Annotated in this window: 21 protein-coding genes and 1 riboswitch; of the genes, 13 read left to right on the forward strand and 8 right to left on the reverse strand. The window is 40.7% G+C overall.

Annotated elements, in window-relative coordinates:
• Positions 1-124 precede the first annotated feature (124 nt).
• Positions 125-1,636 carry an aldehyde dehydrogenase family protein gene (locus QLG00_RS10675; protein ID WP_004937243.1) on the reverse strand — a complete coding sequence of 504 codons (1,512 nt, stop codon included), beginning with the start codon at positions 1,634-1,636 and terminating at the stop codon, positions 125-127.
• Between the two features lie 146 nt (positions 1,637-1,782).
• Here QLG00_RS10675 and QLG00_RS10680 point away from each other — a divergent pair, with 146 nt between their 5' ends.
• Positions 1,783-2,964: a transcriptional regulator gene (locus QLG00_RS10680; protein ID WP_111812559.1), complete on the forward strand. Its 1,182-nt coding sequence runs from the start codon at positions 1,783-1,785 to the stop codon at positions 2,962-2,964.
• A gap of 2 nt (positions 2,965-2,966) precedes the next feature.
• On the opposite strand, the gene QLG00_RS10685 is transcribed toward QLG00_RS10680, so the two are convergent.
• Together QLG00_RS10685 and QLG00_RS10690 are read right to left on the reverse strand one after the other, a co-directional pair.
• Positions 2,967-3,923: an alpha/beta hydrolase gene (locus tag QLG00_RS10685; RefSeq protein WP_119689810.1), complete on the reverse strand. Its 957-nt coding sequence runs from the start codon at positions 3,921-3,923 to the stop codon at positions 2,967-2,969.
• A gap of 173 nt (positions 3,924-4,096) precedes the next feature.
• The gene (locus QLG00_RS10690; protein WP_004937247.1) at positions 4,097-5,269 is read right to left on the reverse strand and encodes an iron-containing alcohol dehydrogenase; all 1,173 of its coding nucleotides are present in this window, start codon (positions 5,267-5,269) and stop codon (positions 4,097-4,099) included.
• Between the two features lie 227 nt (positions 5,270-5,496).
• Here QLG00_RS10690 and QLG00_RS10695 point away from each other — a divergent pair, with 227 nt between their 5' ends.
• The 3 genes from QLG00_RS10695 (at position 5,497) to QLG00_RS10705 (ending at position 8,477) form a co-directional block, all read left to right on the forward strand.
• Positions 5,497-7,209: an AAA family ATPase gene (locus tag QLG00_RS10695; protein WP_119689809.1), complete on the forward strand. Its 1,713-nt coding sequence runs from the start codon at positions 5,497-5,499 to the stop codon at positions 7,207-7,209.
• Between the two features lie 13 nt (positions 7,210-7,222).
• Positions 7,223-7,591 (forward strand): 5-carboxymethyl-2-hydroxymuconate Delta-isomerase, encoded by a 369-nt coding sequence (locus tag QLG00_RS10700; protein WP_282470957.1) that lies wholly within the window; start codon positions 7,223-7,225, stop codon positions 7,589-7,591.
• Between the two features lie 103 nt (positions 7,592-7,694).
• On the forward strand, positions 7,695-8,477 hold the full coding sequence (locus QLG00_RS10705; RefSeq protein ID WP_208477633.1) for a hypothetical protein: 783 nt from the start codon (positions 7,695-7,697) through the stop codon (positions 8,475-8,477).
• 205 nt (positions 8,478-8,682) lie between these two features.
• Here QLG00_RS10705 and thiM read toward each other — a convergent pair whose 3' ends face one another.
• The 3 genes from thiM to QLG00_RS10720 form a co-directional block, all read right to left on the reverse strand.
• On the reverse strand, positions 8,683-9,507 hold the full coding sequence (thiM, locus tag QLG00_RS10710; RefSeq protein ID WP_004937253.1) for a hydroxyethylthiazole kinase: 825 nt from the start codon (positions 9,505-9,507) through the stop codon (positions 8,683-8,685).
• A gap of 24 nt (positions 9,508-9,531) precedes the next feature.
• The gene (locus QLG00_RS10715) at positions 9,532-10,746 is read right to left on the reverse strand and encodes a TFIIB-type zinc ribbon-containing protein (protein ID WP_111812564.1); all 1,215 of its coding nucleotides are present in this window, start codon (positions 10,744-10,746) and stop codon (positions 9,532-9,534) included.
• A gap of 100 nt (positions 10,747-10,846) precedes the next feature.
• Positions 10,847-11,104, reverse strand: a complete 258-nt coding sequence (locus QLG00_RS10720; RefSeq protein WP_055414673.1) for a hypothetical protein — start codon at positions 11,102-11,104, stop codon at positions 10,847-10,849.
• A gap of 357 nt (positions 11,105-11,461) precedes the next feature.
• Between QLG00_RS10720 and pepN the strand changes: the two genes are divergently transcribed.
• The 3 genes from pepN to QLG00_RS10735 all read left to right on the forward strand — a co-directional run bounded on the left by pepN (position 11,462) and on the right by QLG00_RS10735 (position 15,381).
• A complete protein-coding gene (gene pepN / locus QLG00_RS10725) occupies positions 11,462-14,068 on the forward strand; it encodes an aminopeptidase N (RefSeq protein ID WP_282470958.1) in 2,607 nt (868 codons plus the stop codon).
• Positions 14,069-14,186: 118 nt separating this feature from the next.
• Positions 14,187-14,621, forward strand: coding sequence for an I78 family peptidase inhibitor (locus QLG00_RS10730; protein ID WP_025095165.1), 435 nt, complete (start codon positions 14,187-14,189; stop codon positions 14,619-14,621).
• Between the two features lie 421 nt (positions 14,622-15,042).
• Positions 15,043-15,381 carry a hypothetical protein gene (locus QLG00_RS10735; protein ID WP_151764129.1) on the forward strand — a complete coding sequence of 113 codons (339 nt, stop codon included), beginning with the start codon at positions 15,043-15,045 and terminating at the stop codon, positions 15,379-15,381.
• A gap of 45 nt (positions 15,382-15,426) precedes the next feature.
• Here the strand turns inward: QLG00_RS10735 and QLG00_RS10740 are convergent, their stop codons facing one another.
• On the reverse strand, positions 15,427-15,870 hold the full coding sequence (locus QLG00_RS10740) for a universal stress protein (RefSeq protein ID WP_004937265.1): 444 nt from the start codon (positions 15,868-15,870) through the stop codon (positions 15,427-15,429).
• Positions 15,871-16,085: 215 nt separating this feature from the next.
• Entirely contained in the window at positions 16,086-16,511 is a 426-nt protein-coding gene (locus QLG00_RS10745) for a hypothetical protein (RefSeq protein ID WP_004947060.1), read from the reverse strand.
• 226 nt (positions 16,512-16,737) lie between these two features.
• Here QLG00_RS10745 and QLG00_RS10750 point away from each other — a divergent pair, with 226 nt between their 5' ends.
• The 6 genes from QLG00_RS10750 (at position 16,738) to QLG00_RS10775 (ending at position 23,777) form a co-directional block, all read left to right on the forward strand.
• Positions 16,738-18,375, forward strand: a complete 1,638-nt coding sequence (locus tag QLG00_RS10750) for a CTP synthase (protein WP_004927357.1) — start codon at positions 16,738-16,740, stop codon at positions 18,373-18,375.
• Positions 18,376-18,402: 27 nt separating this feature from the next.
• Entirely contained in the window at positions 18,403-19,260 is an 858-nt protein-coding gene (gene kdsA / locus QLG00_RS10755; protein ID WP_004937268.1) for a 3-deoxy-8-phosphooctulonate synthase, read from the forward strand.
• A gap of 45 nt (positions 19,261-19,305) precedes the next feature.
• Positions 19,306-20,595, forward strand: coding sequence for a phosphopyruvate hydratase (gene eno / locus QLG00_RS10760; RefSeq protein ID WP_282470959.1), 1,290 nt, complete (start codon positions 19,306-19,308; stop codon positions 20,593-20,595).
• A gap of 493 nt (positions 20,596-21,088) precedes the next feature.
• On the forward strand, positions 21,089-21,478 hold the full coding sequence (ftsB, locus tag QLG00_RS10765) for a cell division protein FtsB (protein WP_004937272.1): 390 nt from the start codon (positions 21,089-21,091) through the stop codon (positions 21,476-21,478).
• Entirely contained in the window at positions 21,444-22,166 is a 723-nt protein-coding gene (gene ispD, locus QLG00_RS10770; protein ID WP_151815849.1) for a 2-C-methyl-D-erythritol 4-phosphate cytidylyltransferase, read from the forward strand. The genes ftsB and ispD overlap by 35 nt, the downstream gene beginning before the upstream one ends.
• Positions 22,167-22,297: 131 nt before the next feature.
• Positions 22,298-22,386: riboswitch (glycine riboswitch) on the forward strand.
• Positions 22,387-22,532: 146 nt separating this feature from the next.
• Positions 22,533-23,777, forward strand: a complete 1,245-nt coding sequence (locus QLG00_RS10775; RefSeq protein ID WP_151815982.1) for a D-amino acid dehydrogenase — start codon at positions 22,533-22,535, stop codon at positions 23,775-23,777.
• The last annotated feature ends 21 nt before the right edge of the window (positions 23,778-23,798 follow it).

Raw genomic sequence — 23,798 nt, forward strand, 5'->3', positions numbered from 1 at the left:
CAATATTAAAAAGATCTCATGCGATCATACCTGAAGTATGCATAGAACAAAATGCAAAGCCATACCTCGATATTGCTAAAAAGAAAGGCCCATCGTGGGCCTTTTTTTGGTACGTTACACGTGATTAGAAGAAGCCCATTGGTTTGGTTGAGTAGCTCACCAACAAGTTTTTGGTTTGCTGATAATGATCGAGCATCATTCTGTGGTTTTCCCGTCCAATACCAGACTGCTTATATCCTCCAAATGCGGCATGAGCAGGGTATAAATGGTAACAGTTGGTCCAGACTCGACCAGCCTGAATTGCACGGCCCGCACGATATGAGGTGTGTGCAGAGCGAGACCATACACCAGCACCTAAGCCATACATGGTGTCGTTGGCAATCTTGATGGCCTCATCAAAATCTTTAAATGTGGTGACCGATAGTACTGGCCCAAAAATTTCCTCTTGGAAAATTTTCATGCTGTTGTCACCTTTAAAAATAGTCGGTTCAATATAAAAACCACCATCAACATCGTGACGTGGATCGCCACCCGTCATCAATTGCGCGCCTTCGTTTCGACCAGTATCGATGCAGCCAATAATCTTATCAAACTGTTGTTTAGATGCTTGAGCACCAATCATGGTGTCGGTATCAAGTGGATGACCGGTTTTGATTTTTTTAACCCGTTCGACTGCCAATTCCAGAAACTGATCGGCAATACTTTCCTGTACCAGCGCGCGTGATGGACATGTACATACTTCACCTTGGTTCAGTGCAAACATAGCAAAGCCTTCAAGTGCTTTTTCAAGATAGTCATCTTGCTGTGCCAGCACATCTTCAAAGAAAATATTAGGCGATTTACCGCCCAGTTCGAGCGTAACCGGAATAATATTTTCAGTTGCGTATTGCATAATCATCTGGCCAACTTTTGTTGAGCCGGTAAATGCAATTTTTGCAATTCTTGGGTTGGTCGCCAGTGGACGACCAACCTCGGCACCATAGCCATTTACAATATTGAGTACACCAGGTGGAACTAGATCTTGAATCAATTCCATTAATACCAGGATACTTGAAGGCGTTTGCTCGGCAGGCTTTAATACAATGCAGTTACCCGCTGCAAGTGCTGGTGCAAGTTTCCACGCGGCCATTAAGATTGGAAAGTTCCACGGAATGATCTGTCCAACCACACCGAGCGGTTCATGAAAATGATAGGCAATGGTATCTTCATCAATTTCAGAAATTCCACCTTCTTGAGCGCGAATACATCCTGCAAAATAGCGGAAATGGTCAATCGCCAGTGGAATATCTGCTGCCAGTGTCTCGCGAATCGGTTTGCCGTTTTCCCATGTTTCTGCTACGGCAAGTAACTCAAGATTTTCTTCTAGACGGTCTGCAATTTTAAGCAGTAAATTTGAACGAACAGTCGGTGATGAGCTGTTCCAGTCGGCTTTTGCTTTATGCGCCGCATCGAGAGCAAGCTCGATATCTTCAATGCTAGAGCGTGGAATTTGAGTGAATACCTTGCCATCTACTGGAGAACTGTTGCCAAAATACTCGCCTTTAACAGGAGGTACCCACTGACCCCCAATAAAATTTTCATATTGTGCTTTAAATTGAACTTTTGAACCGGGTTGATTTGGGTCGATGTATCGCATATCAGTATTCCTTTGCTTATTATTCATCTATGATTGAAGCATCTGCAGCTTTGGTATAAGGTACTTTTGTACATTATTTAATTAGCATAGAAGAAATAAGGTTGGAGAAAGGTTGGAAATAATGAGAATTTGCAAGGGAACGACAAATGTTTACAAAACAGGATTTACTTCACCAGCGGCATACCATTGATAAACTGAGAAATCAAAGTGTACTGACGCCGCAACATGCTGAAAAAATTGAACAAAGTATTGCGAGCTCTTGGCAGCGATCTGCATCTGCCGATATTCCTAAAGAGCGCTTAGCTGCACCTTTGCTCAAACCTGCCTCAAACAAAAATCCCAGTGTCTTAGATGTGGCGATTCAGGCGTGTCAACATGATCTTAAACACGTCGCGGAGCAATCATCGATGGTGATTGCGGTGGCAGATATAGGCAGCACGATTTTATGGGCAGCGCCAAGTGCGCAAATGCGAAGCGCTGCTGAGAAGGTCCATTTTGTTGCTGGTGGTCAGTGGAAAGAAGAGCTTGTAGGGACGAATGCTTTGGCTTTGTCACTTAAAACCCGGCAGTCGAGTTGTGTTTTTTCCAATGAACATTACATGTCTTCTGTGCATGATTGGGTGTGTTACGCTGCGCCAATTTTAGATCCTTATACACAACAACCCGTGGGTGTTGTCGATTTATCTGCCACTTGGAAAAATCACAATGCTTTAGGCATGTTGGCGGCAGAGCGTTGTGCTGCCATCATTCAAAATGCGCTTATCGAGCATCAGCGACAGCACTTATTTATTCGTGCTTTTTCTACACCGCAGATATTATTTAACGGCAAAGCGCTCGTATTAACGCCACGACAAGTTGAAATTTTAACTATTTTAACTTTATGTCCACAAGGGCTGAATCTGGAAAAACTGCATCATGCACTTTATGGTGAGCGCAAGGTCAGTGTAGGGACGCTCAAAGCTGAAATGTCTCAGTTGCGTGATATTTTGGGTGGCTTACTCGGATCGAGACCTTATCGCTTACTGGCACATGTAGAGGCAGATTTTTTACAGGCAGAAGATGCGCTTAATGCAGGTTATGTCGCTGTGGCCTTAGAACTGTATACAGGTGTGCTGTTATCCCGCTCGGAGAGTCCTTTTATTTGTACATGGCGTGACTGTCTTGAATCACGTCTGAGTGATGCAATTTACAAAGCAAAAGAGCCTGATATGTTGCTCAAGCATCTAGCACGCTTTCCAGAAGCCATAGATGCTGTACAACGATTAACCGAGCTGCTTCCACTGGATCATCCTGCACACCAATTATTGGTCAAATATTATGAAGGATAAGGTCAGTATGAACTGATTTTGCTGTTAAGCCATTGAAATAACTTTTGATAGACAGCTTCGCGTACAGCGGGCGCTGATAAGACCAGATCATGCACACCGTTTTGGATGCTCTGGATTGTCACATCGCCCTTGATTTTTTTGGCATATTTGCGAATGTCTTTTACATTTAAAATCACATCACTTTGTGTGACGCTCTTATGCCAGCGTTTCGGATTTTTAGTTTGATGTGAATGCATCACCAGTACAGGAATATCAATATACACACCTTTGTGAATTTCTTTTTGGGCACTATGTATAGCATGTACAAAACTAAGTAAAACGGTCGGTGCAGATACTGGCTTCCAGTTCAGATCAAAATCCCATTCACCTTTTAGGCTTTGATGCAAACTGGTAACGTACCATCGGTTGAGTTTGCTCGGAAAAGGTTGACGCGGCAATACTCGACCAACCTGACTCAACAGCGGAATTCCCAGTTTCTTTTCGGCAAGACTCAAATTAAACTCATAAAATGGACTGTTTACCCAGAGTGCTTTGATCAGTGAATTCTGACGATAATGTGCAGCATACAAAGTGGCAATCAGCCCGCCAGTAGAGTGACCTGCAAGTAACACTTGATGATGAGATTCTTGCTCGATTAGCTCAAGTGCCCGACTAATTTCGGCATCGTATTCGCGTAAATCGTGCACATTAAAAAATGTTTGATGGGGGAGTTTAGAGCGGCCATATTTGCGTAAATCAAGGGCGTAAAAATCATAACCATGTAGATTAAATTGCTCGGCCATTTCTTTTTGAAAAAAATAGTCAATATAGCCATGAATATATAGCACAGCCTTATCAGTAGTATGATTGGCTTTTTTTCTTACCAGTGTGGCGATCACTCGACCTTCATAATCGTCAGGAAAATTCAGGATTTGCTGTTCATAGCCTTCACCTAAGAGATCGACGCTGTAATCTGACATTCTTGTTTTTTCTATTGAATCATAATGTCTTCATCGTTATCTGAAATTTAAACTTTGTCAATTACGACATGTGAATAAAAAAAGGGAATATCCATGATGGAGATATTCCCAAAATCCGAGTAAGTTGGTTGGAGAAAACCTACTCAGAAGAGGATTTTTACTGTTTAAGCCAGTTACAATGCTGCTTTAAACATCTCGACCACTTGTGCATGCGTTGCTTTACGTGGATTGGTAAGCATACAGGCATCATTTTGTGCATTTTCTGCCATAACTGCCAAATCTTCTGGTTTAACGCCCAATTCTGTTAAACCAGATGGTATACCAATTGAAGAAGACAACTCACGTATCGCATTAATCGCTGCATATGCCGCGGCAGTGGTACTCAAGCCTTGAGTATTTACACCCATCAGTTCTGCAATTCGGGCATAACGTTCAGGGCACGCAATTAGGTTGAATTCACAAACATGGGGCAATAAGATGGCGTTACATACGCCGTGCGGCAGATTATAAAAACCACCTAATTGATGTGCCATGGCATGTACATAACCCAATGAGGCGTTGTTAAATGCCATTCCTGCCAGATACTGCGCATAGCTCATGGCATCGCGCGCCTCGATATCTTCACCGTTGGCTACTGCGGGTCTGAGCCATTGACTGATCATGCTAATAGCTTTTTCTGCACAGGCATCGGTAATGGGGTTGGCTGCTGTCGATACATAAGCTTCAACCGCATGTGTCAAGGCATCCATCCCTGTGGCAGCGGTCAAGCCTGTCGGTTTTGCAATCATAAGTTTAGGGTCGTCTATGGCAATCAATGGTGTGCAGCGCCAATCGACAATTGCCATTTTTACGTGCGTATCTGTATTGGTGATGATACAAAAGCGTGTCATTTCAGAAGCGGTGCCTGCTGTAGTATTGACGGAAATCAGCGGCGTCATTGGGACTTTGCTTTTATCAATTCCTTCATAGTCACGGATGTGACCACCGCCGGCAGTCACCAGTCCAATGCCTTTGGCGCAGTCATGTGATGAACCGCCTCCTAAAGACACAATAAAATCACAGTCATTGTGAGTATAGGCCTCTACACCGCGATGTACATTGATGTCGGTCGGATTAGGTTCTGCACCTGAAAAAATATGACTTTTTACACCGGCGCTATGTAGATATTCTGCAATTGTGTCGGCCACACCAAATTTAAAGAGGCCTTCATCGGTCACAATCAGAGCTTTTTTTGCTCCTAAATCAATTGCTTTATTTCCAATTTCTTTGGCACATCCTGGACCAAAAAGTGAAACGCTCGGGATGAAAAAACCGTTGGTTTGATCTGCAATTTGTTTAAACGCCATTGAGATATTCCTTATTCAATCTGTTTATGTCTTGTTATCTAGGTGTCCTTCACCATGTCACTAGTATTATCTGAGCGTAAAATAATGTGTACCTACCAAACACCTACCAAGAATTTTTGAATTAAGATTTTGTATTTTAAGTGATATTTTAATCGATTGAGCTTTAGCATTTTACTTTTATGTCAAAGTCGTTAAGCTATGTGCTCGTTGTTAGAAGTCGTTGGATTATGAAGCAAGAAACTGCACTGAAGTTATTAAAAGCCGGAGAAAATGTATTCCTAACTGGCTCGGCCGGTGCAGGTAAAACCTATACACTTAATCAGTACATTCAGTATTTAAAGGCGCGTAAGGTACCCGTTGCCATTACTGCCTCAACAGGTATCGCGGCGACGCATATGAATGGCATGACCATTCATACATGGGCAGGTATTGGCATTAAGGATCATCTATCCGATGATGATCTGAAACGTATGAAAGAGCGCAAGTATTTAAAAGAACACCTTGAAAACGCTCAAGTGCTGATTATTGATGAAATTTCAATGTTACATGCCAAACAGCTTAATCTGGTGAATCAGGTTCTGAAATACTTCAAAGAAAGCGACGAAGCATTTGGCGGTGTACAAGTCATTGTGGCCGGTGATTTTTTTCAGTTGCCGCCTGTTGGTAAAAATGATGAACGCAACCGCGATAAATTTTGCTTTATGTCGGATGCGTGGGTTGAGGCAAAATTTCGAGTTTGTTATTTGACAGAACAACACCGTCAGGACGATGAAATTTTAAATCAGATTTTAAATGCCATTCGAGCGCAAAATATACAATCAAATCATAAGCAAGCCTTATTGTCATCGCGTCAGCATGATATTGGGGATACGTTTACACGGCTTTACACCCACAATATGGATGTAGACGCGATCAATTTTCAGCATTTGAATGAAATTGAAAATGATGGCCATCAGTTTAATGCCACATTAGATGGCAATGAAAAATTACTTGAAACATTAAAATCGTCGGTACGCGCGCCTGAAGAGCTTACGCTTAAAAAACATGCCAAAGTGATGTTTGTAAAAAACAACTTCGATATGGGATATATCAATGGCAGTTTAGGCGAAGTGATCGGATTTGAAGAAGACGACGAATTTGGCTTACTGCCTAAAGTCAAAATGACAGATGGAACCACGTTGCTGGTAGAGCCTGAAACATGGTCGATCGAAAACGAAGCCGGGAAGGTGATTGCAAGTTTCCAGCAAATTCCATTGCGTTTGGCTTGGGCGATTACCATTCATAAAAGCCAAGGTATGACTTTGGAAGCCGCAGAAATTAATCTAACCCATACGTTTGAAAAAGGTCAGGGTTATGTGGCTTTATCTCGGCTCAAGTCATTAACGGGTTTGCGTTTACTTGGTTTTAACGAGCAAGCTTTGGAGCTTGATACCCTTGCGCTTAAAGCAGACAAGCGTTTTCAGGAGTTGTCTCAAGAGGCAGAAGATCATTTTGCAGAAATTGATTTAACCGATAAGCACAAAGCGTTTATTCGACATTGTGGTGGTACGCTCAATGAAACCGAAATTGCCCGTAACGAGAAAAAACTCGCCAAAGGTGAAAAGCAAAATTATGGCTCTGCGACCTTAGATGAAACTCGTGAGCTATTTGAGGGCGGGTACGACATTCAGGATATCGCCCAAGAGCGAGGGCTCACACCGGCCACCATTATTAATCATCTGGCGCGTTTACATCGTGAGCAAGGACTGGATATTTCGGTGGCCCACCCAGGTGATGAGGTAGTCGAGCAAGTACGTAAATTGTTTAAACGTGTGCAAAAAAGCAAACGGCCAGAAAATTTTAATGACGATGGTTCAATCAAACTCAAGCCGATTGTGGATCTCACTAGCCCGAGAATGGGTTATGATCAGGTACGTCTTGCACTGTTATTTATAGAATAGGAAGTCAAACCGCATGCCCCATATTATTGTGGATTATTCGGCCAATATTGAATATTTCGATCCGAAGCAACTGTTGTCTCAAATCAATATCAGCATCATCGCGACAGGCTATTGCGATGCGATAGATATTAAATCCCGTGCCCGAAAAGATGATATCTTTTTGATTGGAGAGGGAGATCATAATCAGGCCTATGTGCATGTCAAAGTTTATTTGCTCTCTGGACGTACCGAACAACAAAAGACTGAGATAGGTGAAAAGGTATTACAGACAGTAACTAGCAATCAGAGTTTGATGAATCAGAAAAAACCGATCCAAAGCTGTGTTGAAATTGTCGATATGCCTCGTCAGCAGTATTTTAAGACAGTGATCACGAATCAATAAAATAAAGAATTTTTGATATTTGTGATGAGCTATTTATGATTTTATAGAAATAAATAGCTTATTTTTAATAAAATAATCGTACGGATTTAAATTTAGAATAATCATGATACCAATAGGCCCAATCTCACTTTTATTTATCATTTTATTTGTTTTTATACCATTGATTGGTGGTGTATTGACACTAATATTATTTGCAAAAGCAGTGATTTTTTGGCTTAAGCATAAAAAACTTTCTGTTCAATTTTTCTCTAAGAAAATTATCTATCTCTCAGTTATTACACTTATATGTGATATATGTGCAGTCTGCGTATTTTATTTTTTTACATCGATTGAGTATGAATTTGAACTTAAAAGTTATTATAAGGAGCAGCGTAGTCATTTTATTTTATCGCAAGATTATCAATATGGTGAACTTTTAGTACCCAAAGGTAGCTTAATTAGTCGAAATGATGCTTTTGACAACGGTGAGCCGCAATTGCCTGTCAGTTTAAGAGGGCTAAAAGCTATTCGTTTTCCACATCCTGTTAAAGTTGCTGGAGTATGGATCATTGCAATGGAGCCCCCTCGACTTGAATTGGCTCAAGATCAATATGTGATTCCAGTTGGACGCTCTAACACTGGTACAACAATCAATCAACATCATTCAAAGCATCATAAGCAGCAATCATTAGTAACGTGTTCACGTGGTGATTTGGTTGTAGTCGATATTCCATCGATTGAATATGACATTATAAAGGAATTTGGTAAACCTGAGCCTGATGGTCCGAATGCGCGTTTTCGACCTAGCGAATGGATAATAACAGATTGTGAAAAAGGTCAGGGACCAATTGAAGTAAGCCCTGAATTTAAAGAAAGTATGCCTAAAAAACCTTGGTATTTATTTTAAAAATTTAATCGCTTAGATATCTTAATTGTTAAAGATGGAATTATTTATTTTATTTTAATTATATCAGCTTAATATAAAGTGTCATGGAATATTTAAGCGGAAGATCTTGATCGCCGCTTATTTTAATCCTATTGATAACTAGAAAATTATTACAAAGCATGATTCCAGATCATAACGAATGCTTTAAGTAAAAGGTATGAAAACATCAATCATCAGAAATTAATTCAATACGCGCATACTGTTCAATCAAGTTTGCATCGAGCATATGGATATAATCCATAAACATAATATTAAAACTCCCCACCGTTTGTGCTTGATCAAAAGCAAGCTTTCCGGCAATTGCAAAATGCACATGCGCAGTAATTGCAGCCAAATGAACAGGTGCGACAGCACAGTATGCTGCGACTAAAGCACCCAGTGCACAACCTGTTGCAGTGATGCGTGGCTGTAAATGGCTACCACCTTGAATTTTGACAATGCAGGTCATTGCATTTGACAAGATATAATCGGTTTCACCTGAAATCGCCACACAACTGGTTTTAGTTAAAAGGTGCTGGGCGTGATGAAACATTTCATCGCTTTTGAGAGTACTGTCTACACCTTTAGATTGGGTCAGGCGCCCTGCAAGGGCACTAATTTCAGAAGCATTACCGCGAATAACCGAGGGGTGATACTGTAATAGCGCATCGACAGCGTCACTTCGCCATTTGAGAATTGGCCCGTATCCTACAGGATCCAGCACCCAAGGAATGTGATGTTTGTGCGCCGTTTGAGCCGAAATCATCATGGCCTGCATCTGCTCTGTGGTCGGGGTACCAGTATTGATGCTAAGTGCGCCACTAATTTGGGTAAAACTCTCAGCCTCAAATGGATTGTCAATCATTGCAGGTGAGGCACCCGCTGCCAGCAAAACATTTGCCGCATAGTTGGCTGCCACGCTGTTGGTAATACATTGTACCAGCGGTGCTTGTGCCTGTAATTTTTCCCAAGTATCAATAACATGTTCAATAATGTTGCATGAGTTATACATGGTTGACCCCTAAAAAGAAAAAGCTTACTTGGTAAAATAATGATCTTGATGTTTGCAGTTTCGGCAAATTAACGACACATAATCTGTCGCATCATAATCGACCTCAAGGTCGTTTGAACCACAATTCATACACCGTTTTAAAGAAAAAAAGTTAAGGCGCGGCTCAATCTTGCGCCATGCTTTCCATATCGGTTGTATAAAGATGCGTTCATCATAAGATAAAAACCGATACAAAAATATCTGACTCATTTTACTTAAAGGTAAATTCATGGGTCGAGGTAAAGTTGAGGTTTCCCATCGTTCTGTAATGGCACGCTCTCGATATTGTTCTAGCGTTTTTTTTAGTAAATTCGTATTGATGAAGCTTTCATTACGTGGCTGAAGCGCTTTTTGGGTATACAAATACTCTAATGCCGTCTGGATCAGATAGTAAATCTGGCCCACTGCCAAACCATCAAGAAGTTTATAACAAAATTGCTGGAAATGACGGTTGCCTGCAATTTGTATATTCCATGTTCGACAGTACATTTGCATAAATTGCACAATTTCTTGATATAACAATTCAAACAACACGTTTTTGACGTCTTCTGTCGTTTTGTAAGGAATTCCCATACTTAGATTTTCATAAAACCAATGTCTGAGCTGTTGTACGATACTAAACAAGCTAGGGTCGGAGTAGCCATCGAGTCGAACCCTCAAATAAGCAATCTGTTGTTGTTCATCAAGATGCTCAGGAATAACCAAAATACCCAAATGCAGCAGCTCTTTATACAATGCATTGTTGAAAAGATAATGTGGGCTGATGCTGTGGTACTTAATGGCATGCCAATGTACAAATTCATCGTGCGGAATATTTTCATGCACATGATCATCTAGTAAAGCCAACAAAAACAGTTTATGCATCAAGCTCAAGTCTTCAAGATTGAACACTTTGTCATCTTTAATCTGGTTTTTTTTCTGCTCTTGCTGACGAGCTTGTTTAATCATTTTTTTGCGTTGTTCGGTACAGCTTATGCAATGGCACACACGCTTATGATCTTGAAATACACGATGCTGACAATGGCTGCATTCTTGAAATTGAACATCCTGCTCATACTCTTCTGCCTCAACCCAAAACATAGCGGCTTGGCACAGTGGGCACTGACTACTTTCATCAAGTTGTTTTTGCAGAATATTCAAAATAACACTCAGGTAAAGAACGAGAGTTGAATTATATCGCGTCTGTTCAAATTGCGACATCCAGATTTCAAAATCAAATGATCAGATCAAAGCTCTCTATAAATAGAACACATAAAAAAGGCTCAAAGTTAAATCTTTGAGCCTTCTACTTTATATAATTTTAAACAGGGCAGGGCAAAGATTCATCGTGTTGGCCAAGTTTTTTGGCTGCAATAAGGGCTTTAACCTTGCGCGAAGGTGCTTTTTCTTTGCCCAATGCATCGTAAGTATTCACAATGGCTGTGACATCTTGTGCGGTAAGTTCAATTCCTTCTGCGGTCATGAACACCGCAATAACATTGGGGCAAACGCCAGCACTGTGCAAATCATGAATGGCTTTGATATTTTCAACGCGATGTAAGTGTTGTGTGAGTTCCATATCGATCACCTCTTCGACATTATGTATTTTATACTGACTAACTTGGTCTTGCTAATACAAGCAAAAAACGTGCACAAAATGTAATCGAAACTTAAAAATGTAAGTCGGCGTTACAATGAAATAGATTGTCTTACTTTCAGCCAAAATTAAACGAAGCAAAAGAAAGAGCTAAAAAAACTCAAGCCAAACAAAACGTTTTTTGAGCATTTGTACGTACTTACAATTGAAAAATAATTCGATAAGACGCATCTTAATTTTAAATTGAAACTTCGCAGACACATTGATTAAGTTGGCGTATGATCAAATGCATACACAATAATGACTGATGCCATGCATAAGGGCAAAATAGGAAAATATATGAATATTGCGGCAAACCCTCATATTTCGGCAGATCAAACGGTTTATCTTAAAGATTATCAACAGCCATCTTTCTTGGTCGATTCGATCAACCTTGACATTCAGGTACACGATGATCATACGCACGTGTTTTCTACACTGGTGATGAAACGAAATGCTGCTGGTGATTTGGTACTATTGGGGCGTGATCTTGAACTGGTATCGATTAAATTAAATGGCGAGCCGCTTAACAGTGAAGATTACACGCTTGATGATGAGCAATTGGTGATTACCAATGCACCAGATCAACTCACACTTGAAACCCAAGTGGTGATTCATCCAGAAAGTAATACCCAGCTAGAAGGTCTATACAAAGCTGGCGATTTGTTTGTCACGCAAAATGAACCAGAAGGTTTCCGCAAAATTACCTTTTATCCTGACCGTCCAGATGTATTGTCAGTATTCACTACACGTGTTGAAGCCGATAAAAAATATCCTGTATTACTGGCTAACGGTAACTTGCTTGAAACGGGTACCGTGGGTGAAGACCGTCACTTTGCCATCTGGCAAGATCCAACTAAAAAACCAAGTTATTTATTTGCCTGTGTGATTGGTGATTTGGCTGTACTGAAGGAACGATATACGACTTCCGAAGGCCGCGATGTTGCACTTGAAATATATGCCATTGAAAAAGATATTCCAAAATGCAAAATTGCCATGGAAGCACTCAAGCATTCTATGCGTTGGGATGAAGAGCACTATGGCCGTCCATACGACCTAGACAATTATATGATTGTAGCGGTCAGCCAGTTCAACATGGGGGCTATGGAAAACAAAGGCTTAAATATTTTTAATACCTCTTGTGTACTGGCCGATGAAGAATACACCACCGATGCCGCGATTATGCGTGTACAGTCCGTGATTGCACATGAATACTTTCATAACTGGACTGGAAACCGTATTACTTGTCGTGACTGGTTCCAGTTGTGTCTAAAAGAAGGTTTAACCGTTTTTAGAGATCAGTCATTTTCTGAAGACCTTCAATCTGCTGCGGTACAACGCATTGACGATGTCGCGGTACTCAAAGCGCATCAATTTCCAGAAGATGCTGGCCCACTTTCGCATCCACCACGTCCAGATCATTTTGTGGAAATTAATAACTTTTACACCGCTACGGTGTATGAAAAAGGTGCCGAAATTAACCGAATGATGGCGACACTTCTTGGCAAAGAAAAGTTTCGCCAAGGCACTGATGAGTATTTTAAGCGCTTCGATGGTCAAGCAGTTACGGTTGAAGACTGGATTGATGCACTTTCAGCTGGATCGGGTGTCGATTTATCCACCTTTTTGATCTGGTACAACCAGCCGGGAACACCAAAGCTCGAAGTTGAGAGCGAATATCACCCTGATCAGCGCATCTATCGTTTGAACTTTAAACAAAGTCTTAAAGCGCATCCTAAATATCCAAATTTAAAGGCCGTGCCTATTCCTGTTGCTTTGGCGCTGTTTAACCCGCAAACAGGTGAACAATACACCTTAAATAGTCCAGATTTGTTTGAAAATCAGGTGAAAGACGGTGTGTATTTATTTGATCAAGATCACGCAAGTATTGAGTTTTCAGGTGTCGATCAGCCGCCTGTCATTTCGTTACTACGTAACTTTTCTGCACCGGTGAATCTGGTCTTTAATTATACCGATGAAGAGCTGGCATTTTTAATTCAGCACGAAACCAATGGATTTAATCAGTGGCAGGCGAGTCAAACCTTACTTGAGCGCATTTTATTGCAGGAACACTCGGTTGAGCCTTATATCGACGCCATTCAAAAAACGCTACCTACGCTAGTACGTCAGGATCCATTATTGGCGTCACGACTTTTTGATGTTCCAACAGAGGGTTATTTGGGAAGTCGTATCGATCACGATTATCAGCCTGAGCAAGTGCAGGAAAAGCGTAATTCTGTTTTAGAAACCCTAGCACGTGCATTAAATGGGTTCTGGAAAGAAACCTATTTAGCGTTGAATCCAGCACTACAACACGATTTCTCTCAAGCAATGGGAGAGCGTGCGCTTAAAAATATCATGCTCAGCATGATGGCGCGCCAAGGTGACGATGAGGTGTTCGAGCTCGCTTATACCCAGTATCAAACAACTGGCAACATGTCAGAGCGTTTAGGTGCGTTACGCGTACTGGTCTGGAATGATGCGCCTCAGGCACAGCAGGCACTTGATGACTTTTATAATCGTTATAAGGATGAGGCGCTATCGCTTGATCAGTGGTTTATGATTCAGGCGGCGAATCCTGATGCTACAGCAGAGACCATTCGTACACTTACTCAGCATCCTGATTATGATTTGGGAACACCAAACCGCGTACGCTCGGTGAGTGGTGGTTTGAGTAATAATCCTGTCAATGCATGGAGTTATGGGGTAGAACACTATATCGATTTGGCTCAGTATTTTGACGAAAAAAATCCGATTTTAGGTTCACGCCTCTTACAAGTATTATCTCGCTGGTACACCTTGGCCGAGCCGCATAAAACGCGTGTAAAAGAAGCACTTCAAGCATTGCAACCTAAAGTTAAATCCAAGAACGTAAAAGAGACACTCAATAGTATTTTGAGTGTCTGATCGTATCAGTTGTCAGTGAAATGATAAACGGGACTTCCATTCTTGTGAGGTCCCGTTGTAATTTGAAAGCTGGATTTTCATAAACAACAATGACTTTTATTCAAAAGGATATTATTCAATGAAAAAGAATATTTTATGGGCTGCTTTACTGCTGCCATTAGCAGCATGTTCGTCTTATCCGCATTCAGGTGAAAAAATGCCAAAAATCGGTATGCCTAATCCGGCCAGCCAGTATTGTGTTGAGCAAAAAGGAAAGCTGGAAATTCGCAATGGACCAGAAGGGCAAACGGGTTATTGCCACTTGCCAAATGGACAAGTCGTTGAGGAGTGGGCATTATTTCGTTCTCAACAAAAAAATTGTATGCCAGATGAAGCCCAAAAGCTTGTTGGACAGTCGGGTTTGACTGATGAACAGATTAAACAGGTATCACGTGCACAAATTGTGCGCAATATAGCACCCGGGCAGCCAGTGACCATGGATTATCGTGAAAATCGTGTCACTGTGGTTACCGATCCTTCAACCAAAAAAATTGTAAAGGTAAGTTGTGGTTGATTTGACCTATTTTTAATGTTTTAAAAATAATTAAATAGTCATGCAATCTTTGAAATATAAGATTGCGTGGCCTTTATAATCTATCGACCTGAATTATTCAACTCGAATAGTGGATAGAAAGAGATAGATATATTTTGTGAAGCTATACTTGGTTTCAGAATAAATGTTTCATTATATTTAATAATTTGACAGTCATTATACAGAGTTGTTTATATTGAATGACCAATTGACTCAACTACTTTTTTGTTTAACTTATAAGCATATGCCATTTTGGAATGAATATTTCGCTATTAGGCATAGCAACATTGTCAAAGGAATTTTCAATTTTACTGTGACAGATTACATAAGCTAGGACGCAGCGCTGTTGTCGATAGGATGCACTTTCAACAATTATCTTAGTGATTAATTTTTTGGAGGTCAGATGAATCATCTACAGTTTTTGCTGTTAAAACTTTCTGAGGAATGTCATCAAATTGGAAAGATTGCATCAGATAGCGCACAATTGGGTTTGCTAAACGCCAATCCTGAACAAGGAGAGCGTAATAAAGCATGCTTACACAGCAGGTTGAATCACTTAAATGCCATCGTTTTGTTGTTGAATGAATCATACAATCTGGATTATCGACCAGATGTAATGCAAATGAATAAATCTCAGGTCAAAATCAATAAAGATTTAAATCATGCGATTGGTTCAGGTATGGTCACTTTAGACGTTCCATTTCAACAATGGCACGATGCCGAATTAAAACAACAAAAATGAAAAAGCCCTGAATTGATCAGCGCTTTTATAAGTTTGAACAAAAAATTATTTTTTTACGATCATTACAGGGACCACACTTTCACTGGCGACTTTTTGTGCGACACTACCTAAAACAAATTTTTTCAGCCCTGATCGGCCGTGAGAACCCATAATAATCAGATCGGCATTTACTTCATCGGCAATATTCAAAATGCCAGTCGCAGTTGGTTCTTCGCGAATGATTTTAACGTCCGTGTCGATTTGATGTGCGAGAAACTGTTGCTGAATCTGCTCAAGATGCTTTTGAGCATGTGCTTCGGCATCCATAAAGTGATTGGTAATAGCGGGGGCTACCTTATAAAAATCGACACCAACAAATGGATCGACTGCCACAACACTCATGACTGTAACTCGACTGCCAAAAGCTTGAGCAATAAAAAGTGCATGCCGGGTAGCAATTTCTGAAAGTTCCGAATCATCAACGGGAACAAGAATGTGTTGGTAGCTCATGTTATTCTCCTTTATTACTCTTTTTAAAACTTAAATTACGTTTTTAGCTTAACATACTGTCTAAAAGATAAAGCCTATTTAGAAGTTTTTTAGAGATAAAATTTCATATAATCAACAAATTAAACACGAATTACCAACACTAAGTTTTGTTATATACATCCAAAAAAAGCCCGCAAGTAATCCTTAACGGGCATCTTTTACTGCGCAAAACGCAATTAGTTTTTAAGGGCAGGTGTTGCTGCTGCAATCGCATCCGCCACGGCATCATCTTCACTACGGTTTTGTTTGGTGGTTGAACGAGCTGGCTGTTCTTCCGTATTCGCCGTTGAAACTTCCGTTTTCGGTTCGGCTTTTGGTTCTTCTTTCACTGGCGTTTCAACAGGTTTTGCGGCATGGTGCTGCTCACGACGAATCTCTGTTGTGGTATTTGGTGTTTCCATACGCTCAATTACGACGGTCTGTTCTGTGGTCGACTGTTGGTTTTGTGCCTCTTGAAGCGGTTTGAGCTCAGTTGGTTGCTGCTCCTGAGTGCTTGTTTCCATTTGAGACTGATTTTCATCTTTTGGTTGTTCTTTTTTTGAACAAGCCGTTAAAAATAAGCCAGCAGCAATCAATCCACAAATTAAGAATTTTTTATTCATGTGTGTACAAATTAAATCTAGAAATAGGTGCGCCTATTATAACAATAAAAATCGCTATGAAAATCCTCGTTACAAAGTCTAATTTTCCGATAAAAATGCTGCTAGAATAGCCAATTGTTTATTGTTCTAACATTTGATGCTGAATGACTTTGCTTTATAGGTGCAGAGTAAAGTAAAATTGCCCAGCATTGCATGCCGATTTAGGCTCGATTGTACGAGAAACCCAATGACCCATTTTATTTTCGTAACTGGTGGTGTTGTTTCATCACTAGGTAAAGGTATTTCAGCTGCTTCAGTTGCTGCACTTTTAGAAGCCCGTGGTTTAAAAGTAACCATGGTAAAAATGGATCCATATATTAATGTTGATCCGGGGACAATGAGTCCATTCCAACACGGTGAAGTTTTTGTTACTGAAGATGGTGCCGAAACAGATTTAGATTTGGGCTATTACGAACGTTTCTTACGTCGTGCGAAAATGACCAAATTGAACAACTTCACCAGTGGTCGTGTTTATCAAGACGTTTTAAATAAAGAACGTCGTGGCGATTACTTAGGTGGTACGGTTCAAGTTATTCCACATATTACCGATAACATCAAAGAACGTGTTCTTGCAGCCGGTGAAGGCTATGATGTCGCGATTGTCGAAATCGGTGGTACGGTTGGTGATATCGAATCTTTACCATTTATGGAATCTGTACGTCAGTTAATGGTCGAACTTGGCCATAAGCGTACGATGTTGATGCATTTGACACTCCTCCCATATATTCGTTCAGCAGCAGAGTTGAAAACCAAACCAACTCAACATTCTGTGAAAGAATTATTGTCAATTGGTATTCAACCGGATATTTTGATCTGCCGTACAGAGCATGACGTAGATGCCGACACCAAACGTAAAATCGCATTGTTTACCAATGTTGAAGCACGTGCGGTTGTGGTATGTAAAGATGCGAAAACCATCTATCAAATTCCGCGTAACTTCTACGAGCAAAAAGTAGACGACCTCATCTGTGAGCGTTTCGGCTACAACGATTTGCCACAAGCTGATCTTTCAGATTGGGATCAGGTATGTGAAGCGTTATTTAACCCTGAATACATTGTTCGTGTCGCAATGGTAGGTAAATACGTTGAACTTCCAGATGCTTATAAGTCTGTCAATGAAGCTTTACTTCATGCGGGTATTCAAAATCGCGTAAAAGTTCAGATCGACTATGTCGATGCAGAAACGCTTGAAACCCAAGATATCTCTATTTTGTCTACGGCTGACGCTATCCTTGTACCGGGTGGTTTTGGTGAGCGTGGAACAGAAGGCAAGATGTTGGCGATTAAGTATGCGCGTGAGCAAGGTATTCCATTTTTAGGAATCTGCTTGGGCATGCAGCTTGCGGTAATTGAATACGCACGTAATGTTGCAGGTTTGGCAGAAGCTACATCGACTGAATTTAACCGTTCGACCAAGTTCCCAATCATTGGTCTGATCACAGAGTGGTTAGACGAGCGTGGTGAACTTCAACAGCGCAGCGTTGAGTCAGATCTTGGTGGAACCATGCGTTTAGGTGCACAAAAATCTGAACTGGTCGAAGGCACCAAAACACGTCAGGTGTATGGTAAGGCTGAGATTGTAGAGCGTCATCGTCACCGCTATGAAATGAACGACCGCTTTATTGAGCCAATTGAAAAAGCGGGTATGAAAATTTCGGGCTATTCAACTGCGCAACATTTGGTTGAAACAGTCGAAATTCCTGAACATCCTTGGTTTATTGCTGTACAATTCCATCCTGAATTTACAAGTTCGCCACGTGATGGACATCCATTATTTGCTAGCTTTATCGATGCTGCGAAAAAACAGCACCTTAAAACGAAATAATACGACGCATAAACTAGGACTGTTTAAATGTCACAATTAAAACCCCAAGAGATTGTACGTTTAGGCGATATACAAATGGCAAATCATTTGCCATTTGTATTATTTGGCGGAATGAATGTACTTGAGTCGAAAGATCTTGCATTTGAAATTGCAGAAACCTATGTAGATATCTGCAAACGCCTTGAAATCCCTTACGTTTTTAAAGCAAGTTTTGATAAAGCAAACCGTTCAAGCCTACATTCGTTTCGTGGTCCTGGCCTCGAAAAAGGTATTGAATGGCTCGGTGAAATTAAAAAACATTTTAATGTTCCAATTATTACCGATGTGCATGAACCGTATCAGGCTGCTCCTGTTGCAGAGGTTGCCGATATTATTCAATTGCCTGCATTCTTGAGCCGTCAAACGGATCTGGTTGAGGCAATGGCAAAAACCCAAGCCATTATTAATATTAAAAAAGCACAATTCTTGTCGCCGCGTGAAATGAATCATATCTTGAACAAGTGCCTTGAAGCGGGCAATGACAAGCTGATTCTATGTGAGCGTGGAACCTCTTTTGGCTACAACAATCTTGTGGTCGACATGCTTGGTTTCGACACCATGAAAGAGATGAATGTGCCGGTATTTTTTGATGTCACGCATGCACTTCAAACACCTGGTGGTCGAGCTGACTCGGCAGGTGGACGCCGTGCACAAATTACGACATTAGCTCGCGCAGGGATGGCGACTGGATTGGCTGGATTGTTCTTAGAAGCACATCCAGATCCTGAAAAAGCCAAATGTGATGGTCCTTGTGCGTTACGCCTATCACAGCTTGAGCCTTTCTTGGCACAATTAAAAGAATTGGATACTTTAGTTAAAGGATTCAAAAAGTTAAATACTGATTGATGCAAATGATTGCATCTTATTTTTCATTCAATTGAGGAATTGTTCATGAGCCAAATCGTTGACATTCGTGCACGTGAAATTTTGGACTCTCGTGGTAACCCGACCATCGAAGCAGACGTAATCTTAGCATCTGGCGTAGTTGGTCGTGCATGTGCACCATCTGGTGCTTCAACTGGTTCTCGTGAAGCGTTAGAACTTCGTGATGGCGATAAAGCACGCTATTTGGGTAAAGGCGTTAAAACTGCGGTGAATAACGTCAACACCGTTATCCGTGACGCTTTAGTGGGCAAATCAGTATTTGAACAAAAAGACATCGATAACACGATGATCGAGCTTGATGGTACTGAAAATAAAGAAAAATTAGGTGCGAATGCAACTTTGGCGGTATCACTAGCTGCTGCACGCGCTGCTGCCGAGGAAAAGAAAATCCCTCTTTTCCAATACATCGCAGACTTACGTGGTCAAACTATCTTGACGATGCCTGTACCTATGATGAACATCATCAATGGTGGTTCGCATGCAGACAACAACGTTGATATTCAAGAGTTTATGATTGAGCCTGTTGGCTTCACTTCATTCTCTGAAGCATTGCGTGCAGGTGCTGAAATCTTTCATTCTCTAAAATCAGTTTTAAACAAAAAAGGTTTAAACACTGCTGTGGGTGATGAAGGTGGTTTTGCGCCAAACTTGCGTTCTAATGAAGAAGCAATCACTGTTATTCTTGAAGCGATTGGTCAAACTGGTTACAAGGCGGGTTCTGACATCATGCTTGCACTTGACTGTGCATCTTCAGAATTTTATAAAAATGGTCAGTACATCTTGGCTGGTGAAGGCAATAAAGCATTCACAAGCAACCAGTTCTCTGACTATTTAGCAGGTCTTGTAAACCAGTATCCAATTATCTCAATTGAAGATGGTTTAGATGAGTCTGATTGGGAAGGTTGGTCTTACTTGACATCGATTCTGGGTGACAAAATCCAGTTGGTGGGTGATGACTTGTTTGTAACCAATCCAAAAATCCTTCAACGTGGTATCAATGAGAAAGTAGGTAACTCTATCTTAATCAAGTACAACCAAATTGGTACGTTGACTGAAACGCTAGATGCAATCTATTTAGCGAAAGACAATGGTTATTCTACAGTGATTTCACACCGTTCAGGTGAAACTGAAGATTCAACTATTGCAGATCTTGCAGTAGGTACTGCTGCGGGTCAAATCAAAACGGGTTCATTATGCCGTTCTGATCGTGTATCAAAATACAACCAGTTGCTTCGTATTGAAGAGTTAACTAAAGCGGCTTACCGTGGTAAGGCGGAATTCAAAGGTTTAAATTAATCTTTGAATGTAATTGCAAATCATCGTCAGTTTTGAATTGAAGAGATTTGCAGGTAATAAAAGGTGCTATGTTTAATAGCACCTTTTTTTTTATTTTAGAGTGATATTTTCGCATTTAGTGATTCATACACTGCACAACAGTTTTTGAAATGAGTTGCTAATTTAAAGAGTGTGAAAACTGACTATATTTCTCTATTGAGCAATGAAAAGTGGCTGAATCACATTTCAAGCATCCAGAAGAATTGTAAAAAATAGCATAAAATTAATAGCAGAAAGTTGCCTTAGTTTTGAGTAGATTACTCAAATCATACCCGATAGACCCTTTTCAATTGAGATGAACTTTGACAAAATGAGACGCGTCAAAAAGGTCAATAACGTTATGATTGGCTTTTAATTTTTTTATTTAGATTTGGCCGCAATTGTGCATGCCAAGTTTCAAATTGTTATATCATACAAAACATTAAAGGATGTTTTAATTGAAGTGCTCAAGACTATGTTAGAAGTTTTTAAGTCTACTTCGAGCAAACTTATATTGGGGCTTGTCATCATTTTGGTTGCAGGTCTTCAGTACAGTTTCTGGTGGGGTGAGGGTGGTTATTTTCCGCATCAAGCCTTAACACAGCAAATTGCTCAACAAGCTGAAATCAATCAAGAATTAAAAGAGCGAAATCGAATTCTTGCTGCTGAAGTCTATGATCTGAAAAATGGCACAGAGGCGATTGAAGAACATGCACGTCTCGATTTGGGTTTAATTAAGCCTCATGAAACCTTTGTTCAAATGAGTACGATTAGTACCCAGTACAAGCCGATTTATATCGATCCAAATGCTAAAGTAGATATGCAAACCAATGAAACCCCACCAACACCCGACATTCCAGACTAAGTTATGGGCAATTATTCCTGCTGCTGGAAGTGGGTCGCGTTTTTCTAAAACCGAGTTAAAACAATACCAGTTGATTGATGGTAAAACTGTTTTAGAACACACAGTTGATCGATTAAATGGCTTACCCCTCGATGGTTATGTTTTGGCCATTGGTCAAGATGACAATATTGCCCAGACACTTCCTTTAAAGAATCGCCAGAAAGCACATTTTTGTTTGGGCGGAAAAGAACGAGCCGACTCAGTATTAAATGCGCTGAATCATCTTTTGCGCTTTGCTTCAGAAGATGACTATGTTTTGGTGCATGATGCTGCTCGTCCATGTGTGAGCTTGCCCAACCTAGAGGCATTGATGACACATTGTACAGCGCATGATGTACATGCCATTTTGGCAACACCTGTCAGAGATACGCTTAAACGAGTACAACAACAGCCAAAAATTGAGAAAACTGTTGATCGGAGTTTCCTCTGGCAGGCCCAAACACCACAAATGGCAAAGCTGGGTATTTTAAAGCGTTGTATTGAGTACGCTTTAATGAATCAAATTCCGATCACAGATGAAGCAAGCGCATTAGAATATATGGGTGAAACTGTAGATGTGGTTCAAGGGCGTTCTGATAACATTAAAATTACTTATTCAGAGGATTTACAACTTGCTCGCCTGATTCTAAATGCACAGCGGCAGAGTTGATTTGAGTTTATATTTTTTAAAGCGCTTGTATTTGAAAAGATACAGGCGCTTTTTTTTATACACTACAATTCATTAACGATAATAAGTTGATTTTATACTGAATTGGCATATACATTGCTTTTATAAACATAACGATTATTGCAGGAGAGATGTCCTTTTAGGATACGCCGAAGGAGCAACGACCCCGGAAACTCTCAGGCAAAAGGACTGTAGTGATCGATAAGTAATCTGGAGAGAAGTATCTTAGTATACTCACCGAAGGGGATGGTCGACAGATTTATGGTAAATCTCGTCGCATCGAAGCTCTCAGGTACCATGACAGATGGGGCAACTTCTGAAATGTTGTAACATTTCAAAGGAGCAATTATGTCTCATATTATTGTGATTGGTGCGGGTATTACAGGTGTTACATCGGCCTATGAGCTGGCGAAATTGGGGTATCAGGTCACGGTGATTGACCGACATTTGTTTCCAGCCATGGAAACATCATTTGCCAATGGTGGACAACTTTCAGCCTGTAATGCAGAAGTCTGGAATCAAAAATCTACAGTGGCCAAGGGCATCAAATGGATGTCTCACAAAGATGCACCGTTACTGTTAAATCCTTCATTTAATTTGCATAAATATAGTTGGCTATTTGAGTTTTTATCACAAATCAAAAATTATGAAAAAAATACCATCGATACAGTACGATTGGCACTTTTAGCCCGCCAACGCCTGTTTGAAATTGCTAAAGATGAAAATATTGATTTTAATCTGGAAAAGCGCGGTATTTTGCACATTTATCACAATGAATCGGACTATATAATTGCCAAAAATGTGAATGATCTGTTGGTTAAAGGTCAGCTTGAGCGCTTTGGTGTCACGCCTGAACAAATGAAGCAGATTGAGCCGACTTTGGCAGGTGAATATTTTGGTGGATATTACACGCCTGGAGATGCAACAGGCGACATTCATAAATTTAGTGTGGGGTTGGCCGAGCGCTCAAAAACGTATGGCGTGAATTACCAGTTTGGTTGGGATGTCAAAGATGTTCAGTTAAATGAGCATATGGTTCGTGTGACATGTTTGCCAAGTGATGAAAACATGTCGCAATTATCAAAAGAAGAGCTTTGTATTGAGGCCGACGGTATTATTGTCTGTGGTGGTGTGGGAAGTTATCAGCTTGCACATATGCTGGGCGATCGAGTAAATGTATATCCGGTCAAAGGATATTCGATTACAGTGCATTTGAAAGATACGAAAAGCATTGCCAACGCGCCTTGGGTGAGTTTACTCGATGAGCGTGCCAAGATCGTGACATCACGCTTAGGAGAAGATCGCTTACGTGTAGCCGGGACTGCCGAATTTAATGGCTATAACCGAGATATTCGGGCAGATCGTATTCAACCTTTAATTAACTGGGTAAATGAAAACTTTGATCTTTCAACCGAGCATGTGGTGCCTTGGGCAGGCTTAAGACCTATGATGCCCAACATGATGCCAGTTGTAAAACAGGGCAGACATCCACGTGTATTTTACAACACTGGACATGGCCATTTAGGATGGACACTTTCGGCCGCAACTGCTTCCATGATTAGTCAAGAAATTGCGATGAAGGTTCCTGCCTAAGCATATACGCACGGTATGCAT

Source organism: Acinetobacter sp. V89_7 (assembly GCF_029967895.1).
GTDB classification, from domain to species: Bacteria; Pseudomonadota; Gammaproteobacteria; order Pseudomonadales; family Moraxellaceae; genus Acinetobacter; species Acinetobacter soli.

Bases quoted from the DNA above. Each gene is read 5' to 3' on its own strand.
- QLG00_RS10675 (WP_004937243.1), bottom strand. From the start codon at position 1,636: ATGCGATACATCGACCCAAATCAACCCGGTTCAAAAGTTCAATTTAAA.
- QLG00_RS10680 (WP_111812559.1), top strand. From the start codon at position 1,783: ATGTTTACAAAACAGGATTTACTTCACCAGCGGCATACCATTGATAAA.
- QLG00_RS10685 (WP_119689810.1), bottom strand. From the start codon at position 3,923: ATGTCAGATTACAGCGTCGATCTCTTAGGTGAAGGCTATGAACAGCAA.
- QLG00_RS10690 (WP_004937247.1), bottom strand. From the start codon at position 5,269: ATGGCGTTTAAACAAATTGCAGATCAAACCAACGGTTTTTTCATCCCG.
- QLG00_RS10695 (WP_119689809.1), top strand. From the start codon at position 5,497: ATGAAGCAAGAAACTGCACTGAAGTTATTAAAAGCCGGAGAAAATGTA.
- QLG00_RS10700 (WP_282470957.1), top strand. From the start codon at position 7,223: ATGCCCCATATTATTGTGGATTATTCGGCCAATATTGAATATTTCGAT.
- QLG00_RS10705 (WP_208477633.1), top strand. From the start codon at position 7,695: ATGATACCAATAGGCCCAATCTCACTTTTATTTATCATTTTATTTGTT.
- thiM (WP_004937253.1), bottom strand. From the start codon at position 9,507: ATGTATAACTCATGCAACATTATTGAACATGTTATTGATACTTGGGAA.
- QLG00_RS10715 (WP_111812564.1), bottom strand. From the start codon at position 10,746: ATGTCGCAATTTGAACAGACGCGATATAATTCAACTCTCGTTCTTTAC.
- QLG00_RS10720 (WP_055414673.1), bottom strand. From the start codon at position 11,104: ATGGAACTCACACAACACTTACATCGCGTTGAAAATATCAAAGCCATT.
- pepN (WP_282470958.1), top strand. From the start codon at position 11,462: ATGAATATTGCGGCAAACCCTCATATTTCGGCAGATCAAACGGTTTAT.
- QLG00_RS10730 (WP_025095165.1), top strand. From the start codon at position 14,187: ATGAAAAAGAATATTTTATGGGCTGCTTTACTGCTGCCATTAGCAGCA.
- QLG00_RS10735 (WP_151764129.1), top strand. From the start codon at position 15,043: ATGAATCATCTACAGTTTTTGCTGTTAAAACTTTCTGAGGAATGTCAT.
- QLG00_RS10740 (WP_004937265.1), bottom strand. From the start codon at position 15,870: ATGAGCTACCAACACATTCTTGTTCCCGTTGATGATTCGGAACTTTCA.
- QLG00_RS10745 (WP_004947060.1), bottom strand. From the start codon at position 16,511: ATGAATAAAAAATTCTTAATTTGTGGATTGATTGCTGCTGGCTTATTT.
- QLG00_RS10750 (WP_004927357.1), top strand. From the start codon at position 16,738: ATGACCCATTTTATTTTCGTAACTGGTGGTGTTGTTTCATCACTAGGT.
- kdsA (WP_004937268.1), top strand. From the start codon at position 18,403: ATGTCACAATTAAAACCCCAAGAGATTGTACGTTTAGGCGATATACAA.
- eno (WP_282470959.1), top strand. From the start codon at position 19,306: ATGAGCCAAATCGTTGACATTCGTGCACGTGAAATTTTGGACTCTCGT.
- ftsB (WP_004937272.1), top strand. From the start codon at position 21,089: ATGTTAGAAGTTTTTAAGTCTACTTCGAGCAAACTTATATTGGGGCTT.
- ispD (WP_151815849.1), top strand. From the start codon at position 21,444: ATGAAACCCCACCAACACCCGACATTCCAGACTAAGTTATGGGCAATT.
- QLG00_RS10775 (WP_151815982.1), top strand. From the start codon at position 22,533: ATGTCTCATATTATTGTGATTGGTGCGGGTATTACAGGTGTTACATCG.